Raw genomic sequence first — 16,804 nt, forward strand, 5'->3', positions numbered from 1 at the left:
TGCATAAGTTTCCTTTCGAATAAGACTGTTTGACGGAACAAAGAAACGACTATGTAAATCCGGGACGGTTGACGTTAGCCCGGTCTGGACGCGGCTTTTGCGCAATGGCCGGCATTTGATCGTGATGGCTCTTGACCCTGGCAGGCCCGCTCTTTCACGCGGCGGCTCTTGCTAAAAAGTGTGATCAATGAAATGAACTGTGTGGTGTAAAGACGGCGATCTTTATAAGGTTTTCGGTTCTGCTTTTTGGGCAAAGCTGACAGAACCGGGATCCGGAAAAAATTACAAAAAGCACTTGCGCTCTTGCCTGCTTTGCGCTAGGGTGGGGCATGAAAGGAGGTGATAACAGTGAATCTTACCCTTAGAAAATTTTTAGTAGTCCTGTTGATCGCGGCCGTGTTGGTGCTGGGCAACATCGTGGTCATAGCCCACTGGCTGGACGAGGTCGGTGTTTCGCCGCTGGCCGAAAGGATCAGTGACGATTTTTTGACGCCTACCGCGGTTACCATAATATCAGCCCTGTTGATACTGCTAGTTGGTCCGTCTCGCCACGCAGGCTCGACCATGTCCTGCCCGGTATGCCGAAGCCGTGTGAGAAGGGCTGATAAGTACTGCCCGGAGTGCGGGAGCAGGATTTAGAGAAAAATTAAAAGGGGCAACCCTGCTAATAGCAATATAGCCCGAACAGATGCAATGAGCGGACCGGAAAATCAGTATGATTTTCTAAATAAAATATTTTGCACATGCCCCGAATGAAAAAAGGATTAGAGTTTGCCGGATCTGTTCAGCGAGTAGTAGTGGCTTTTGTTGAAGATAACATGATCGCAGAACCTGATCTTTAATAGATCCGCCGCCTCGCGTATAGCTCTTGTGGCCTGGAGGTCCTCATCAGAAGGATCCAGGTGGCCGGAGGGGTGGTTGTGTGCCACCAGAAAGCCCGCAGCGTTATCGAGAAGTGCTTTTTTGAAGATTATCCTCGGATCCATGATAACGGTGTCGATGCCGCCTTTGAACAGCACCTCTGCCGAGATCACCTGCTGTCTGGCGGTGAAGGTCAAGATCAAAAAGTTTTCCTGGTCAAAATCGATGTCGATCGATGAGACCCTCTCAAAGACCATCGCGGGGCTTGTTATGGCCCCGGCAGGTTCTTTTAGATGGACTATCTGCTTCACGCCGACCACCCCGAAGGTGTTTCTCTCAGCTCGTCAGGACGCAGTGTTTCCTGGAGATTCCGGATGTTCCGAAGTTTTCCGGTTCGGCCGTCATATACAAAATCCTCTCCGTCGACGGTGACGATCTCGCCGTCGAGAAGGCGTCTGTTGGGTACTATGATCCTTTGTATCGGATACGAGTTTACGATCTGTTCGAGTCTACTCATAGCGTCTCACCTCCTTTTGTCCGGCAAAGCCGTTGGGCACCATGTAGTCAAAGGCTTTTTGCATGCAGTGTATGGCCAGTGGCAGATCGTTTCGTGAAAAAGTACTGGAGGATTTCCACTGACCGTCCTTTGCCTTGAATCGCCGCTCGATCGAGGCCCTCAGTGCCCTGGTCGGTTTGCCGTTGAACTCAAACTCGTTTTCCCAGACCGCAACCGTCACAGAGCCGGCCTGGAACCTTGCCTTTGGTCTGTTCATTTTACCATTGATCTGTCCATTCATCCGTTCATTCATTTGTGTATTCATACTATCACCTCGTTTTCTATCGGCATCTTGGTGTCTGGTTCAAGATGCCGGTTGAACGAAACCGCTGTATGCGATTTCGAAGCTGCAGACTGCGCCTGTATTCGCTTGCGAACATCCGTGTGTCGGGATCTGCGATCTCACTGATATCCGCTGCCCCGCGGGCGGCTGATATTCCCCGAGCCCGCTGGGGCCTGGTAAGTTTTTCCTTCAGGATGGCCAGCAGATTGAGCCTGTCGCTTAGCTTGCTCTTGAGCCAGTTTAGAGTTCGAATCCTGTATGCGTATTCACGCATGCCTGGAAACATCCTCTCAAAGTCCCAGCTGTCAAACGCTCCGCCTGCAATATCGGGCATAAACGGCCGGTCCTTTTCCGGATGCGGTAACGTCAAAACCGGTTCGAAGAAGCGAAGATATGCCATCCTCTCAAGCTCTGCCGGGTCGGCAAGCTCATAACTATCCAGTCCTTCTACTGTCCCGTAACGCTCGGCCCTGACCGGCTGCACCGTCGCTCTTAGTGGAACCTGCTGGTAAACAACTTGTTGTGTCTTCATAGTAATCACTCTCCGGCTCGCCGCTCTTAATGGCGGTTCGCCCACCCGGTAGCGAACCGTCCATGGCCCGGCCAAAATAGGGGCCGGCGGCTCGTGAGCGGACCTTTCGATAAAGGTTTGACCCGAAGGGCAAAGCTTTACGATAGAAGGTCTGCGTGAGCAAACCGGACAAGCTCTTTGAGAGTTTGAAATGAAAAAGGAATTGAAATTGAAAATGAAAATGAAAAAGCGAAATGTTTATAAACATGCAATAAAATGTATACAAATAGAAAAATGCAAACCCGATGCAACCCCGCAAAGGCATTTTTGTTCCGACATCTCGATGAGGATGCAAAAGATGAGATTGATAAATCTCTCAGATCAAGATCATTTCCCGAAACAAACGAGGAAATGCTAACGCTAACATCTAATTCTGACCGAAAGCTCAACAGGCTGCTGGCAAATACCAGCAAAGAAAACCTAAAAAGGTTCGAGCCCTCAGCAGCTAACAACGAAAATCAGCAATACTGAATATGCTGACAACGACCACAGGATCCAACTGATTCTAAACTGCAAATATGCAGAAAAACAAACAGATGAAAAAAGCAAAGCAAAACAAAGCAAAAAAGACCCAACGCATAAACTCCGCTGTGCGGACGAAACCAGACAGTGAAACGATAACACAAAAACAGACAGTCCAACCTCTAACAAAACCAGACACCGACAAAAACCAGACACCAAATACAACACTAAAATCAAAAACCACCCCACCCCCACATTCAATTAAAATGGTCGAAAGTGATTCGTAAGTCCTTGTCTTTAAAGGATTAAACTGATTAAAGTGATTCGGGCCAAAATCGGACACTGTTACTTCCGGACAGTGCTCAAAAAAACGAAAGATTTAAATAAATGCAGTGTCTACTTTCAAGTAGCAGCAAAAATGCAGGTGATAAGAATCGACTATGCCAACCCGAACTACATGTCCCCAAACTATGTCCCGGAGTATCTGCACCAGGCAGTGCCGGTGTATCAGCAGGGCTGTTATAACAGTGCCTGGTCGGTCGATGATATCGTCAGTTCTCCGACGACAAGACCGTCTGAAAATAGTGAGGAAAACATCTTTGCCGACAAGCAGAAAACCTCTTATCTGGCCCTTGAAAATATCGTGGCTCAGATCCGAAAAAGGTACGAGATTTACGACTCTAACATCCGTGTTCTCGAGTACAGCAAGATCAAGCTCAAGGAGCATTTTTACCAGTGGCCCCAGCAGCTTGGTCTCTGGCCGCCGGGTCATAAGGAGATGCTTTCAGAGCAGATGAACCAGCTCTATCAAAAGCAACTCGATGAGAAGGTCAGCCTCTGGAAGGACGTTTCGAAACTAAAGCTGATGCTGCCCCAGTCGCTCAACGACTATCTGAGCATCAAGCGAAAATCGGACATATATAGTGGGGGTGTTCCGGACTGAGAGACGACGGTGTAGCGAGGTTATGTATGCGGCTAAAGCCGATACTGGGTAAAAAGATAGACTCGCTCTGGAAGGCCTACCTGCTCTCGGAGGGCAGGGACGAGAAGGCGGATATACTGCAGACTCTTGAAATCCTCGCCGAAAAACACCTCGGCTCATCGATCGACAACTCATCGGATCCTTTCCCGCCGCCTGATAAGGGTTCGGTTGCCGCCGGTGATATAGAGCTTGGGACAATCCGGTATGCCGGCCGCGATATATCACCTTTGAAACTCAAATCAGACAGACTCAAAGAGCACCTTCTTGTCGCCGGCAGAAGCGGGTCGGGAAAGACCAACCTGACGTTCGTTCTTGTCGACAGTGTCATTCGAAGCGGTATAAAGGTACTCGCACTTGACTGGAAGAGGGGATATCGCGATCTAAAGCAGGTGCATCCGGATTTAAAGGTCTATACGGTCGGGCGTGATATTTCTCCTTTCAGGTTCAATCCGCTGATACCGCCGCCGGGCTGTGAGCCCAATATATGGATCAAGCTTATCGTGGATGTGATCGCGGATGCATACCTGGGCGGTGAGGGAGTGATAAGTCTTCTTGTCAGCGGACTTGAGCATCTTTACAATGAGTTCGGAGTCTATGAAGGGATCGGTCCTAGGTGGCCCACGATAAAGGATCTGCTCGGCTGGCTCAAAAATGCAAAACTCAAGGGAAGGGCAGCTCAGTGGCAGGCGTCCGCTCAGCGTATCCTGATGGCGATGACCTATGGTGAGTTCGGCAGGGTAGTCGAGACCCAGGACAACAGCGATATTTTAAAACTGCTCGATGAAAACTGTGTGCTGGAGATGGACGGGCTCTCTGCCAATACCGATAAGGTGATGTTCTCAGAGGCCCTGGCGCTCTATGTTTATCGCCACAGACTCGCCCAGGGTCCAAGGGATAAGCTGACCAATCTCCTGGTCATAGAGGAGGCACACAACCTCCTGCACGCCAAACAGGCAGGATCCAGAGAGTCGGTCCTGGAAAACTCAATCAGGATGGTGCGCCAATACGGACTTGGATATGTGTTCGTCGATCAGTCGGCGTCGCTTTTGAGCAAGGTGGCGTTTGCAAACTCTTATGCAACGATTGCACTGAGCCAGAAACTGAGATCAGACATCACCTCACTGACCAGCGCAATGAATCTCGACGACGATCAAAAATCTGCCCTTTCCCAGCTTGAAAGGGGCGAAGCGATAGTAAAGATCGCAGACTGCTCACCCAGGCCGTTCAGGGTCAAGCTGCCTCTTTTCGAAATAACGGAAGGTGAGATTACCGATGCGATGCTCAGATCCGACCGCGACGGCGATTCCGCCCGGTCCGGTCAAACCGGGGGCAATTCTGCCGGGTCCGGGGCTGTTTCGGACGGTCCGGAAAAGGAAAAGGAAGTTGATAAAATATTGAAGATACTCGACGAGATAACAGCTTCCCACCCACCCGCGGACCAGGAAAAAGATAAACAGTCGCATTCAACGGAACAATCCCACCCACCCTCCATGATAATGACAAGAGAGATGATAAGGTTTCTGGACGATATAGTGCAAAGGCCGTTGAGCTCGACTGTAAAACGATATAATCGCCTGAGGTTTTCAAGGCGCAGGGGAAACGCCATCAAAAAAGAGCTTACAGCAGCCGGGATCATAGACGCCGTCTCCGTTCCCACCCGCACCGGTCAGGTGGTCCTTTTACAGATATCCGACAACGCCCGGGGCCTGTGCATCCGGGAGGGGATATTCCCGCCTCGCAGGCGAGAGAGCATCGAACATCTTTTCTGGAAGGAAAAAGCAAAAGAGTATTTTGCCGACCTTGGCTATGACGTCTCGCTCGAACACTCGGTCACAGACAACGGAGTCGTCGACCTTGTCGCCAAAAATCACCGCGAAAAAATAGCAGTCGAGGTCGAGACCGGCAAATCCGACATAGCCGCCAACATCAAAAAGCTCAGTGATACTGATTTTGATAGACTGGTGCTCGTAGCGACGAATGCGTCGGCGGTCGATAAGATTGACAGGGCGATTGCCGGCTGTGATAACCCGCGGGTGCCGATTGAACGTCTTTGCTGGCTCGATATTTCATGAGCTTATCTCCCAGGTTGGACCGCCAGTTCTTGCGGTAAATATCTTCGGGGTAGACGAACAGGGCCTCGAGTCCGTTGGCCCTGTAGAGTTTTTTCTTCTTGGCTATGCCCCTGTCGTAATCGGGATCGTTTTTGATGCCTGCGTATTCCAGGATCAGGCCGTTTTTACCGCCCAGCCGAAAATCCGGGTACCATACCCTGAGCTTGCAGTTTAAGTCGTAGACCATTGTCGGCGGTTCATATTGAAATCTGATCCGCTGAGAGCTCAGATAATCGGCGATTCTCTGCTCCCCTTTGGATCTGTAGCTGTTCTTTTGTTCGTTGGCTGTCTTGTATCGAATCATCGGTTATCACCTTTTATTTCCTGTTTTGTGTAATTTCTGCTCTGGCTCTGTTCAAACTGATCGTATTGTCCGATCAGCTTTTCTTTACTGCGCTCGATCACGGTTTCGAGCTTCTGGTTGTGCCGCTGGAGTCGCCTGGCCCTATCGAGCATCCTGATAAGACCTGCAGTGTCTCCGGCATTTAAAAGCTGGATGGATCTGTTGAGACAGTCCCTGACCCTTTTCTCCGTCTCGGCGACCGCGTAGTCGAGTCTTTCAATGCGGTCATCGAACTTAAGCTCTTTGTAGGCCTTTTTCATGTTTGCTGCGACTGCGGCTCTTTGCTCGGGCGGCGTACGCATCAGGCGCATGCGGAGTTTTTTTATACGCTGCAGCTGGCCGTTCTTTACGAAGGCCGCTTGCTTCCTTAACCGGGCCATCTGATCGGTCAGTGCAGAGGTTTTGGGCAAAATATCCTCGATCTGCCTCTGCAGTTGGCCAATATTCTGGGGATCGTTTTCCAGGCGGGTTGAATTTTGCTCCGCCTGGCAGATTTGCTTTTCTATGGATGCGCTGAGCTGTGCTGGTTGTCGCTGTTTGTCTGGACTGCTTTGAGGCGGTGTTGACTGAGGATAAATCCTGGGCTGGCCGTGATTTGTCAGGACCATGTATAACGCTGCAGCGACTATTAAAAAGGCCACCAGTGCGATCAGGTCATGGCTGATGGGCGGATTAAGGCCCGGTGACAGGGCCGTCACCAGGCAGACCCCAAACGATAACATGGCCGCCGGTAAGCTTCCGACCACCTGCCTGAAAACACCGAAGATCACAACGGCGATGACAACAGCAGCGAAACTGACCGCCAGAGGACCGAGATCTGCAAGACTGAAGTTGTTTGCGCTTTGCCAGAAGGTAAGCGATAGAGAAAGTGCCAGGCCGATTGCAGTGCTTGCCGCGGCAGCCGGACGGTGGTGATTGAGTCTGCGGCTCAGTACCGCATAACAAACAGATGTAAACAGAGTAAACGATATCACAAAGTCCGTCCATAGACTGTCGGCAAGCAGCCAGAAATCATCCGGCAGATACAAAGGCATAAACGCTAGGGGGACGGGGCTGGTTTAAATAGTTTTTGGTGTTGCTACTTTCCCGATACACGAAAACATTAAAAAAGCCGCGGTTTACACGTACCCCGGAGTTGATGCGTACATGGATTTAACCGAGTATGTGCAAAGACAAAAACACGTCGTCGCTCAACAGAGCAGGGCGGTCAGGGACTTTACGGTCTTTGACTACAACTACATCCCGGAAAAACCGTTTATCAGAAGCGAATCAAAGCAGATCATCGATGCTATGCTGCGGTTTGACGTTTCCGGCATTGCGACTAATTTTGCGGTCATAGGCTCTAGAGGTTCCGGAAAGACGCTTACCATGAAATACCTGGCCAGGGTCGTTCCGGCCCAGACCGATCTTAGCATGCGGTATGTCAACTGCCGGCATCACAATACCAGCTTCAAGATACTCGCAAGGCTGCTCAACAAGAGGTGTACTGGCCTAAGTCTCGACAAGCTCTTTGAGATGTTCAGTGAATCGATCACCGGCAAAACGGTCTTCGTGCTGGATGAGGTCGATCTTATGAGCGCAAAGGACAAAAACCGCGACATCCTCTACCTGCTCAGCAGAAGCGAAAAGCCTGTTATGGTGATAATGCTCTCAAACAATCCGCATCTTTTAAGGGAGCTCGATGCGGCTTCTAAAAGCTCGCTTCAACTGGTGCAGATGCATTTTGCCAATTACAACGCTGAGCAGATAAACGCTATCCTGCTGGAGAGGGCACAGAAGGGTCTTGTCAGTTACGACTATACAGAAGTCTCTGAAATCGCGGCAATGACCACCAAAAAGACCAACTCCGATACTCGGGTTGCGATAAAGACGCTTTACTATAACGTCACCGAACCGCAAAAGTCGGTCGAGTCGTGCTTTGAGAATGCCCGCAAGGACATCGTCATCGATGTAATAAACGATCTGTCCGATCAGAACCTGTTAATCCTCACTGCCGCCGCACAGAATAAATCCGATCTCACCAAGAACATTTATGACCTGTACTGCAGGTTGTGCCGCAGTCAGTGTGAAAAGCCCTTCAGCTATGTTTACTATTATTCCAATCTTGGCTACCTGCAGTCGATTGGGCTGATTGCGCTGGTCTCGACGAAATTCGGCAGGACGTATACCAATCGCGTGGTCCTAACCTTCAACCACAGCATCCTCTTCGACACCTGTCGGCTGAGGTTTTCAAGAGTACCCGCACCCCGGAGTTAATGCGTGCGGTGATATTAACATAGCGTTGATACATTAAATTGATGCAGCATAGAATGATTTAAATCAGCAGATACACACAGCCATAAGTAAAAGCTGACGTGTAAACTGCGGGGCGGGTCCTAACCTCTAGCTTTGATGTTGAAGAATATTCATAGGGCTTCACTGGGAGCAGTTTGATTGCATCTTGTTCTGCCATCAGGCATCATCTGATCCGCTCGGTGATATCTGCGATGAACCTGCGAACTTGGCTGTATGCTTTTGGGCCTGCTCTGGAACATCGTATTTCCCATCAACAAGGAAATGTGGACCAGTTCGTTTACCGTCTTCACTGCTGGTCTGAGCTTTCTGCTGCTCGCAGTCTTCTACAGCATTATCGACGTGATAGGTTTTAGCCGATGGGCTTTCCCCTTTGTTCTCATCGGCCTCAATGCCATTACCATTTATCTTGGTGCCCATCATGCAATCAACTTCGGCTACACGACCAATTTCTTTTTCGCAGGTCTAGTAAACAAGGTCGGTGGGGCAACTGGGGCCATTTCATTTGGGCTTTCGGTTTCATCCTTATTGAACTAACGTTCTTGTACGTGCTCTATAAAAAGAAGCTATTTTTGAAGGTCTAGGGCACGAAGGTGTGTATTTCCTGGGAAGTTTCTTGTCGGATGATTGACAGCTCTGAGTAATAGCCATTGGTGAAGCCCAGGGAGGGAAATGTTAGAAATATTTTTACAGGATAGTGAACGACAGGAGTTTTTTGAAGGTGTAAACTGCAGGTATGGACGATATTACACTTTCAAGACGTGATAACATTGTGCGGGCGATCCGCTTTGACGGGACCGAGTATATACCGATGACGTTCCATATCAATGAGGCCTGCTGGGAGCATTATCAGGCGGAATTCCGGAAGAGCTTATGGTGGAGCATCCGTTTATGTTCCTCGAGGCATGGAGAAAGCAGTCTCGGCCGTAATTGGGACAGCAGATGCCTGAGTAGATAGACAGGTCTCATGTAGATCCGCTTGGCTGCAAGTGGGAGACGGCGGTCCTATGACTCTTCTTGTTTTCAGAGTTGGTTCCAGTCGGGGATTGAAAGCATCTGCTCGGACTTTTTACCGTGGTAACCTAAATAACCAGGACACAAATAAAACCAACTGGAGTTCAAAGATAAATGAGCCAAACGCAAGAGGCACAAACAATAAATGTCAAGTCCAAGCGTCTCGTATCACTTGATGCACTTCGCGGTTTCGATATGTTCTGGATCGTCGGCGGTGATCGGCTTCTCAAAGCTCTGCTGTTGGTTATGGGCCTGGAAAGCGCGCATGCCGCAGTCAGCAAGCAGTTCATACACGCCCCTTGGCACGGCTTCACCGCTTATGATCTCATATTCCCGCTTTTTCTGTTCATTTCTGGTGTTACGATGCCTTTCTCCCTCGGCAAGCAGATCCAGACCGGTACCCCGCGAAGCAAAATTTATCTCAAGATATTCAAACGCGGCCTTCTGCTTGTGCTGCTTGGCTGCATCTATAACGGCATGCTCAGTCTGGATTTTGCTAACCTGCGATACCCCAGCGTTTTGGGCTTTATCGGGCTATCCTGGATGTTTGCTGCTCTTATCTTTGTAAACACCACCTGGAAATCTCAGCTCGGCTGGACTGCCGGTCTGCTCCTTGTTTATTGGGGCGCAATGACATTCGTTCCCGTTCCCGGCCATGGGGCAGGCGATCTTTCCATGGAAGGCAATCTTGTCGGCTACATCGACCGCCTGATCTTGCCAGGCAAACTCTACCGCGGTGTTTTCGATCCGCAGGGCACCTTTTCGCTTGTCACGGGTACAGGTACCGCGCTGATCGGCGCACTTGCGGGAACGATGCTGGTGGGTAAAAACAAGCTCTCAGAAAAATGGCTCACTGTTGGTCTGCTGGTTCTCGCCGGCATTGGCTGTGTGCTCCTGGGTCTACTCTGGAATATCGTATTTCCCATCAACAAGGAGATGTGGACCAGCTCGTTCACCGTTTTCACTGCAGGTCTTAGCTTTCTTTTGCTCGCAGTCTTCTACAGCATTATCGACGTGATCGGTTTTAGCCGATGGGCCTTCCCCTTCATTCTCATTGGGCTCAATGCCATTACCATTTATCTTGGTGCCCATCATGTAATCAACTTCGGCCACACGACCAACTTCTTTTTTGCAGGTCTAGTAAACAAGGTCGGGGGCAACTGGGGCCATTTTATTTGGGCTTTCGGTTTCGTCCTTATCGAACTAACGTTCTTGTACGTGCTTTATAAAAAGAAGCTGTTTTTGAAGGTCTAGGGCATGATGGTGTGTATTTCCTGGGAAGTTTCTTGTCGGATGATTGACAGCTCTGAGTAATAGCCATTGGTGAAGCCCAGGGAGGGAAATGTTAGAAATATTTTCACAGGATAGTGAACGACAGGGGGTTTTTGAAGGTGTAAACTGCGGGTATGGATGATATTACACTTTCAAAACGTGATAACATTGTGCGGGCGATCCGCTTTGATTGGCCCGAGTATATCCCGATGACGTTCCATATCAATGAGGCCTGCTGGGAGCACTACCCGGCGGAATTTCTGGAAGAGCTTATGGCGGAGCATCCATTTCTGTTTCCTGAGGCACAGAGAAAGCAGGCTCGGCCGGAACTGGAGCAGCAGGTGCCGGAGCGGGTGGGTAGGCCGCATGTAGATCCGTGGGGGTGTGTGTGGGAGACGGCGATGGATGGGATCGTGGGGACAGTGAAGGAGCATCCGCTGGTGAACTGGGGAGCGTTTGCCAGCTATGTTATGCCTGATCCGGCGGTTACGGACGGCAAGGTTGGGATAGACTGGGGTGAGATCAGCAGTGCGATCGAGAAGGCAAAATCGGCGGGTGAGCTCACGGTGGGCGGGCTTATACATGGGCACACGTTCCAGCGGCTGGTCGATCTGCGGGGTTATGAGAATCTGCTTTTTGATATGTTCGACGGTCATGTGGATCTGCACAGGCTGATCGAAATGGTTGAGAGGTTCAATTCCGAGATAGTCCGGCGGTATGTCGATCTTGGCGTGGATATGATGTGTTATGCCGAAGATTTGGGCATGCAGAGCGGGCCGATGATCTCGCCGGAGATGTTCAGGAAATACATCGGGCCTGTGTATGAACGGCTGATGGACCCAGCGAGGCAAGCGGGCTGTATCATTCATATGCACTCGGACGGGTGTGTGCGTGATCTGGTCGATGAGCTGCTTCGGGACGGCGTGGATGCTGTCAATATACAGGATCTGGTCAATGGGATCGACTGGATACGGGACAACCTTACGGGACGGGTTTGCGTGGATCTAGACATCGATCGCCAGGATATCACTCCGCACAGCACACCCGCTAATATTGATGCTCTGATTCGTGAAGAGGTAGAAAGGCTGGGGTCCCGTGAGGGTGGTCTGATGATGATCTATGGTCTGTATCCGGGTGTACCCAGGGAGAATGTTGTTGCGCTGGCGGACGCGATGGAAAGATATGCGTTTCACTATTCGGGCTGAATCTGTAAAATGGGAATCAATAACGGTTATGGTTTGAGAGGATAATACAATGGTCAGATTTGACAGACGCAGTTTTATAAAGGCGAATGCGGGGCTGGTTGCGGGGTTGAGTATTCCCGGTTTGGCGGGATCGGCATTTGGTGCCGAACATGAGGGTGACATGCCATTGCGTATCGGTGCCGTAGGTACAGGCAACCGTTGCCGATATTTGATGAGCGTGGTTCTTGGTCTGGGCGGTGTGGAGATGCCGGCAGTCTGTGACATCGATCCGAAGGCACTGGCGGCTGCGAAAAAGGTCGTAACCAACGCTGGTCAGCCGGAACCGAAGGGATATTCGGGCCCGACCGATTACAAGAAGCTGATGGATCGTGACGATCTGGATGCGGTGATAATAGGTTCGCCGTGGGACCTGCACACGCCGATGTCGGTTTATGCGATGAAGGCGGGCAAGGCAGTCGGCTGTGAGGTGCCGATCGCGTATACGATGGAGGAATGCTGGGAGCTTATCGAGACATGGGAGAAGACTGGTACGCCTTGCATGCAGCTCGAGAATTGGAGCTTCCGAAGTGATAACCTTGCGATCCTGAACATGATCCGTGAGGGGCTGTTTGGGACGATTACGCATGCCCACTGTGCGTATTCGCATGACTGCATCGATCACTGGTACTTTGAGCGGGGAACAGGCGACAGCAGATGGGGTGCAAAATTTCTTGTCGAGCACAATCGGGCGCAGTATCCGACGCACCAGCAAGGACCTGTACTAAGCTGGATGGACATAGGATGCGGCGACTGGTACGATACGATCACGTCGACGGCGACTGATCAGTTCGCGATACATGACTATTTCAAGCGGAACTTCCCGGACCATCCTAACGCAAAGCGGAAGTATAAACAGGGCGACATCGTTACGACGGTCGTAAAGACGAAAAAAGGTAAGACGATCGTGATCAATTTCGACATGCAGTCGCCGCGGCCTTACGATAACAGGTGGATGGTACAGGGGACGCGGGGTATTTACAATGAGCAGCGGAATGCACTGTATGTAACGGGCAAGAGCCCGCAGTATCACAGTTGGGAGCCGTTCCCGCCTTACCATAATAAATATAAGCATGAATGGGCTAAGAACGCTTTCGGCGGACACGACGGGGCAGACGGTATCATGCTGACGCAGTTTATAAAGTCACTGCGCGAAAATAAACCCTTGCCGCTGCATCTGTATGACGGTGTGCTGATGGCCGCGAGCGGGCCTTTGTCTGAGATGTCGATAGAGAAGAATAATCAGCCGATCGAAGTGCCGGACTTTACGCGGGGCAAGTGGAAGACGCGCAAGCCTTACTTTGCAATGTAACATAAGAGGATGGCGGCTTGCGGGTCGTCATCCCTCAGTTTTCACGTTCTTTCGGTATATTCGAGGGGAAAGTCCTGTCGAGCGTTTGAATATGGTCGCGAAGTATTGACTGGATGAGTAGCCGGAGGCGTGGGCGATCTGGGTGATGGTCTGATCAGTCTGTCTGAGCAATTCTTTTGCATGGGCGATTCGCAGTCGGGTGAGGTACTCGGTGGGCTTTTCGTGCAGTTGCTCTGCGAACTGTTTGTAGAACGCAGAGAGGTTCAGGCCCAGTTCGCGGGCGATTTCTTCCATGCGGATCGGCTGGTTGAAGGCGGCATTGATCATGTCGCATGCCCTTTGGATTGTCGGTGATATCTGGTTCGCATGTCCTGCCTGACATGCTCTTGCAACTTCAATAAGGAGTTGGGCAAGAGTAGTTTCGACTTTTGCACGCGCGAAGCGGTCTGGTTTTTCGTGTTCTGAGATCAGGAAAGCGAATGCTTGTTCGATCTTTGCGCTGCCGGTGAAGACGCGGCACTGTGCGTCAATGAGCTCCAATTTTAAGGTCTTCAACTCGTCTGGTTTCAAACCGCCGATGCCGGTATCTGCTTGCAGTTGGATCTGCGCCCAGTAAAGTTCGCAGGGATTCATGATGTCGTTGAGGCCGCCGTGCGACTCGCCGGGAAGGGTGATGAACAGGTCGCCGGCTTTTGCGTTGTATATTTGTCCCTCAACCCACCATTCAACATTTCCTGATGCGATGCAGCATATCTCAAAGGTATCAGGGTGCACGTGTCTGGGTAGATTTTCACGGTCGCGGACGGGTTTTGTAAAGCTGGCCCAGCCCAACTGACGCAGTCGGTCGGATAGGCACTGAACCTGTTCGAATTTCTTCCTGATGTTTCCGCTGAGATCCGTCATTAGGGCCCATTTTATCAAAACGTTATTATCATGACAATTCATTGTACATGTTTTTTTTGTTCAGCCCGCATCTAAAGGGCCTGAGAAAGTTCAATATTTTTTCACAGGATAGTGAACGACAGTGCTTTTAGAAAATTGTAAACTGCTGTTATGGAGCGATGCGTACCCTCAAAATATGAGAATACTAGTCAGTTGGTCTTTTTGAATTTCTAGCATCTGGGCATCTGCCTGGACAATCGGAAGCCTTTGACTGAGTGGTCGACATAGTTAGTTCTTTTGAACAAATGTGAAAAATTGGCAGAATTTATGCAAAAAACTAGTTCTGCTGCGATTTAAAGCAAACCTTCGGCTAAAAACTGAGAATGCCGCGATGTATGGGAAATAAACGAACTGAAAACTTGAGAACTGAGAGCTTTCTGGAGTGTTTACTCCCTGCTCAGAGCACGATACGCTCGTATATTGCAACGCTGGTCCCTATCGCTAGCGATGTTGACGATATTTATCAGGAAACGATCACGATCGCCTGGCGTAAATTTGACGAATTTGAGCCCGGTACGGATTTCGCAGCGTGGGCTGTTAAAATTGCGTTTTACAGGATACTGAATTATAGACGCAGTCGCGCGAAGCAGCATTTGCAGTTTAAGGATGAAATTTTCGAGCAGTTCGCTGAGGTCGCATCACGAAATGCTGCCCGGACTCATGAGTCGATCGCTGCACTCAATAATTGTATCGAGAAACTACCTGAGAGCGAGAGGAAGCTTTTGAATCTGCGATATACACAGAACATCCCAATTAAAAGTATCGCTGAAAGATGCGGTCGAACTGCAAACTATATTTATCGTTCCTTCTCACGCATACACTGTAAATTGCAGCGTTGTATTAAACAAACTCTTCCACAGGAGATAGTCTGATGATCCTCGATCCGAAAAAACAACTTCAGATTACTCGGCTGATCCTGGCATTGCAGGATGAGATGATCTCCGCTGAGGAATTTGACCTGTTGCAGAACATGCTCGAAGGTGATTCTGATGCAATTGAGTTTGCCGCTGACCTTTTCGGTTCGGCTGAATTTCTTCGCGAAGGGGGACGTACTCCGACAATCGAGGTGCAAGGCTCAACTGGGGAAAACGATCCACTGAGTTTGCATGATTCAGTTACCAGTGAGCTGTGGCTGGCTCTGGCTGAAGCAGAAAAGAATGCGGAAGCTGTGCCCGTTGAATCGAATGAGCCTGTTAAAGCACTGAACCACGAGCATCGAATAGCGTCGCAGCGAGCCGCAACTGAAAAGGCGCCGGTTTCCAAGGCTCTGCTGGCGATTTCGGCATTTTCCAGTTTTGCACTTTTGTGTATTCTCGTACTGGTGCTGGTGGACCCTTCCAAGCCGCTTGTCGGTTACGTCACTGAGAGTGTCGACAGTGTTTGGGTGGGAAAGGATTTCAAAAGCGGTGATCCCGTCAGAGAAGGTACTGCCGAGCTTCGTTCCGGCTTTGCAAGCATAACGCTCAACAGCGGTGCGGAAGTGATCATTGAAGGGCCCGCTGAAGTAGAGTTTACCGGCGAAAAGGAGATGGCACTTCTTACGGGTAAGGTGTTTGCCAGTGTTCCTCCGTCGGCCATAGGCTTCACGATCCAGACGCCTGGAGCAAACGTAGTTGATTACGGCACTGAATTTGGCGTGTTAATAGATTCGGCAGGGAAAACCGAGGCCCATGTATTCAAGGGCGAGGTAGAATTACGGCCCGGTTCCGATCCTTTGGTTTTTGATAATCCTACGCGACTGACAGAGGGCTATGCCGCAAGTTTTGATCCATCCTCGGGGACGACGACAAAGGTTCATATCAAAGATCGGGTGTTCGTCCGGCAGGTTGATTCATCGTCCAATTTTGTCTGGCGAGGGGAGCCGATCCATCTTGCGGATATCATTGGGCACGGCAGCGGGTTTGGTACAGGAAAGCTTAATAACGGAATCGATCCGCTTACGGGTAAGCTATCGAAGGATATAGAACTTTGGGCAGTCTATGGGGAATCAGAATATAGAAATGTTGACGAATCCGAAATGATTGATGGTGTGTTCATTGCGAATGCTACCAACGGCCCCGTGCAGGTTTCTTCCAAAGGACACCTTTTCAGGGAGGCACCAGTTACAACCGGCATGTATTGGGGTGGTGTATTTAACGGCGCGATGCATGAGGCAAACGATTGTCCTCGTCACAATCTCGTTCTCGACGGCATTGAATATGGTCGCAAAGACGGCCCGTCTTCTTTCAGCCTTCATTCGAATCTGGGTGTTACTTTTGATCTCGACTCAATTCGAAATAACGCAGCTTGGTCCGAAATTAAATCACTGACTGCAAAATGCGGCATATCCAGTACGACTCTGGAAGTGTTCAATCAAAGTGCAACGGCTGATTTTTTCGTACTCGTGGACGGTCAGGTCAGGTACACCCGAAAAGACGTCACATCTGAGCAGGGGGGAGAAAATATCGATATCAAACTGAGTCCCAGGGATCGTTTTCTCACGTTTATAGTGACCGATGCAGGTTCTGAATATTGTGACTGGGCGCTTATTGCTGAGCCGTTTTTACACTTTGAGGACTAAAA

The 16,804-nt window shown here is 50.1% G+C and carries 16 protein-coding genes; 9 read left to right on the plus strand and 7 right to left on the minus strand.

Going from position 1 to position 16,804, the window contains the following annotated elements:
* The first annotated feature begins 348 nt into the window (after positions 1 to 348).
* The gene (locus tag STSP2_RS09160; RefSeq protein ID WP_146661983.1) at positions 349 to 639 is read left to right on the plus strand and encodes a hypothetical protein; all 291 of its coding nucleotides are present in this window, start codon (positions 349 to 351) and stop codon (positions 637 to 639) included.
* 125 nt (positions 640 to 764) lie between these two features.
* Here the strand turns inward: STSP2_RS09160 and STSP2_RS09165 are convergent, their stop codons facing one another.
* From STSP2_RS09165 to STSP2_RS09180, 4 genes are read right to left on the minus strand one after another with little or no spacing between them, the layout of a single operon-like run.
* A complete protein-coding gene (locus STSP2_RS09165; protein WP_146661985.1) occupies positions 765 to 1,172 on the minus strand; it encodes a JAB domain-containing protein in 408 nt (135 codons plus the stop codon).
* Positions 1,169 to 1,378: a hypothetical protein gene (locus STSP2_RS09170; protein ID WP_146661987.1), complete on the minus strand. Its 210-nt coding sequence runs from the start codon at positions 1,376 to 1,378 to the stop codon at positions 1,169 to 1,171. Before STSP2_RS09170 ends, STSP2_RS09165 begins: the two co-directional genes overlap by 4 nt.
* Entirely contained in the window at positions 1,371 to 1,682 is a 312-nt protein-coding gene (locus tag STSP2_RS09175) for a hypothetical protein (protein ID WP_146661989.1), read from the minus strand. The genes STSP2_RS09170 and STSP2_RS09175 overlap by 8 nt, the downstream gene beginning before the upstream one ends.
* A 16-nt stretch (positions 1,683 to 1,698) precedes the next feature.
* On the minus strand, positions 1,699 to 2,232 hold the full coding sequence (locus tag STSP2_RS09180) for a hypothetical protein (RefSeq protein WP_146661991.1): 534 nt from the start codon (positions 2,230 to 2,232) through the stop codon (positions 1,699 to 1,701).
* Between the two features lie 919 nt (positions 2,233 to 3,151).
* On the opposite strand from STSP2_RS09180, the gene STSP2_RS09185 reads away from it, so the two are divergent.
* On the plus strand, positions 3,152 to 3,676 hold the full coding sequence (locus tag STSP2_RS09185) for a hypothetical protein (RefSeq protein ID WP_146661993.1): 525 nt from the start codon (positions 3,152 to 3,154) through the stop codon (positions 3,674 to 3,676).
* Positions 3,677 to 3,702: 26 nt separating this feature from the next.
* A complete protein-coding gene (locus STSP2_RS09190) occupies positions 3,703 to 5,787 on the plus strand; it encodes an ATP-binding protein (RefSeq protein ID WP_146661995.1) in 2,085 nt (694 codons plus the stop codon).
* Between the two features lie 339 nt (positions 5,788 to 6,126).
* Here the strand turns inward: STSP2_RS09190 and STSP2_RS09195 are convergent, their stop codons facing one another.
* A complete protein-coding gene (locus tag STSP2_RS09195) occupies positions 6,127 to 7,203 on the minus strand; it encodes an AAA family ATPase (protein ID WP_146661997.1) in 1,077 nt (358 codons plus the stop codon).
* Positions 7,204 to 7,315: 112 nt separating this feature from the next.
* Between STSP2_RS09195 and STSP2_RS09200 the strand changes: the two genes are divergently transcribed.
* Positions 7,316 to 8,425: a Cdc6/Cdc18 family protein gene (locus STSP2_RS09200; RefSeq protein ID WP_146661999.1), complete on the plus strand. Its 1,110-nt coding sequence runs from the start codon at positions 7,316 to 7,318 to the stop codon at positions 8,423 to 8,425.
* Between the two features lie 195 nt (positions 8,426 to 8,620).
* On the opposite strand, the gene STSP2_RS09205 is transcribed toward STSP2_RS09200, so the two are convergent.
* Positions 8,621 to 8,884 carry a hypothetical protein gene (locus tag STSP2_RS09205; RefSeq protein WP_146662001.1) on the minus strand — a complete coding sequence of 88 codons (264 nt, stop codon included), beginning with the start codon at positions 8,882 to 8,884 and terminating at the stop codon, positions 8,621 to 8,623.
* 705 nt (positions 8,885 to 9,589) lie between these two features.
* Between STSP2_RS09205 and STSP2_RS09215 the strand changes: the two genes are divergently transcribed.
* The 3 genes from STSP2_RS09215 to STSP2_RS09225 all read left to right on the plus strand — a co-directional run bounded on the left by STSP2_RS09215 (position 9,590) and on the right by STSP2_RS09225 (position 13,300).
* Positions 9,590 to 10,729 (plus strand): acyltransferase family protein, encoded by a 1,140-nt coding sequence (locus STSP2_RS09215; protein WP_146662005.1) that lies wholly within the window; start codon positions 9,590 to 9,592, stop codon positions 10,727 to 10,729.
* A gap of 152 nt (positions 10,730 to 10,881) precedes the next feature.
* Positions 10,882 to 11,952, plus strand: a complete 1,071-nt coding sequence (locus tag STSP2_RS09220; protein ID WP_146662007.1) for a uroporphyrinogen decarboxylase family protein — start codon at positions 10,882 to 10,884, stop codon at positions 11,950 to 11,952.
* Positions 11,953 to 12,001: 49 nt separating this feature from the next.
* A complete protein-coding gene (locus STSP2_RS09225) occupies positions 12,002 to 13,300 on the plus strand; it encodes a Gfo/Idh/MocA family protein (protein ID WP_146662009.1) in 1,299 nt (432 codons plus the stop codon).
* Positions 13,301 to 13,327: 27 nt separating this feature from the next.
* On the opposite strand, the gene STSP2_RS09230 is transcribed toward STSP2_RS09225, so the two are convergent.
* On the minus strand, positions 13,328 to 14,203 hold the full coding sequence (locus STSP2_RS09230; protein WP_169853102.1) for an AraC family transcriptional regulator: 876 nt from the start codon (positions 14,201 to 14,203) through the stop codon (positions 13,328 to 13,330).
* A 374-nt stretch (positions 14,204 to 14,577) separates the two neighbouring features.
* Here STSP2_RS09230 and STSP2_RS09235 point away from each other — a divergent pair, with 374 nt between their 5' ends.
* Both STSP2_RS09235 and STSP2_RS09240 read left to right on the plus strand, forming a co-directional pair.
* Positions 14,578 to 15,114, plus strand: coding sequence for a sigma-70 family RNA polymerase sigma factor (locus tag STSP2_RS09235; RefSeq protein WP_169853103.1), 537 nt, complete (start codon positions 14,578 to 14,580; stop codon positions 15,112 to 15,114).
* Positions 15,114 to 16,802: a FecR family protein gene (locus STSP2_RS09240; protein ID WP_146662015.1), complete on the plus strand. Its 1,689-nt coding sequence runs from the start codon at positions 15,114 to 15,116 to the stop codon at positions 16,800 to 16,802. The genes STSP2_RS09235 and STSP2_RS09240 overlap by 1 nt, the downstream gene beginning before the upstream one ends.
* The last annotated feature ends 2 nt before the right edge of the window (positions 16,803 to 16,804 follow it).

The organism is Anaerohalosphaera lusitana (assembly GCF_002007645.1).
GTDB classification, from domain to species: Bacteria; Planctomycetota; Phycisphaerae; order Sedimentisphaerales; family Anaerohalosphaeraceae; genus Anaerohalosphaera; species Anaerohalosphaera lusitana.

Coding starts and splice junctions, on each gene's coding strand:
- STSP2_RS09225 (WP_146662009.1), top strand. CDS start 12,002: ATGGTCAGATTTGACAGACGCAGTTTTATAAAGGCGAATGCGGGGCTG.
- STSP2_RS09195 (WP_146661997.1), bottom strand. CDS start 7,203: ATGCCTTTGTATCTGCCGGATGATTTCTGGCTGCTTGCCGACAGTCTA.
- STSP2_RS09185 (WP_146661993.1), top strand. CDS start 3,152: ATGCAGGTGATAAGAATCGACTATGCCAACCCGAACTACATGTCCCCA.
- STSP2_RS09230 (WP_169853102.1), bottom strand. CDS start 14,203: ATGACGGATCTCAGCGGAAACATCAGGAAGAAATTCGAACAGGTTCAG.
- STSP2_RS09190 (WP_146661995.1), top strand. CDS start 3,703: ATGCGGCTAAAGCCGATACTGGGTAAAAAGATAGACTCGCTCTGGAAG.
- STSP2_RS09240 (WP_146662015.1), top strand. CDS start 15,114: ATGATCCTCGATCCGAAAAAACAACTTCAGATTACTCGGCTGATCCTG.
- STSP2_RS09200 (WP_146661999.1), top strand. CDS start 7,316: ATGGATTTAACCGAGTATGTGCAAAGACAAAAACACGTCGTCGCTCAA.
- STSP2_RS09175 (WP_146661989.1), bottom strand. CDS start 1,682: ATGAATACACAAATGAATGAACGGATGAATGGACAGATCAATGGTAAA.
- STSP2_RS09170 (WP_146661987.1), bottom strand. CDS start 1,378: ATGAGTAGACTCGAACAGATCGTAAACTCGTATCCGATACAAAGGATC.
- STSP2_RS09205 (WP_146662001.1), bottom strand. CDS start 8,884: ATGATGGGCACCAAGATAAATGGTAATGGCATTGAGGCCGATGAGAAC.
- STSP2_RS09215 (WP_146662005.1), top strand. CDS start 9,590: ATGAGCCAAACGCAAGAGGCACAAACAATAAATGTCAAGTCCAAGCGT.
- STSP2_RS09220 (WP_146662007.1), top strand. CDS start 10,882: ATGGATGATATTACACTTTCAAAACGTGATAACATTGTGCGGGCGATC.
- STSP2_RS09235 (WP_169853103.1), top strand. CDS start 14,578: ATGGGAAATAAACGAACTGAAAACTTGAGAACTGAGAGCTTTCTGGAG.
- STSP2_RS09180 (WP_146661991.1), bottom strand. CDS start 2,232: ATGAAGACACAACAAGTTGTTTACCAGCAGGTTCCACTAAGAGCGACG.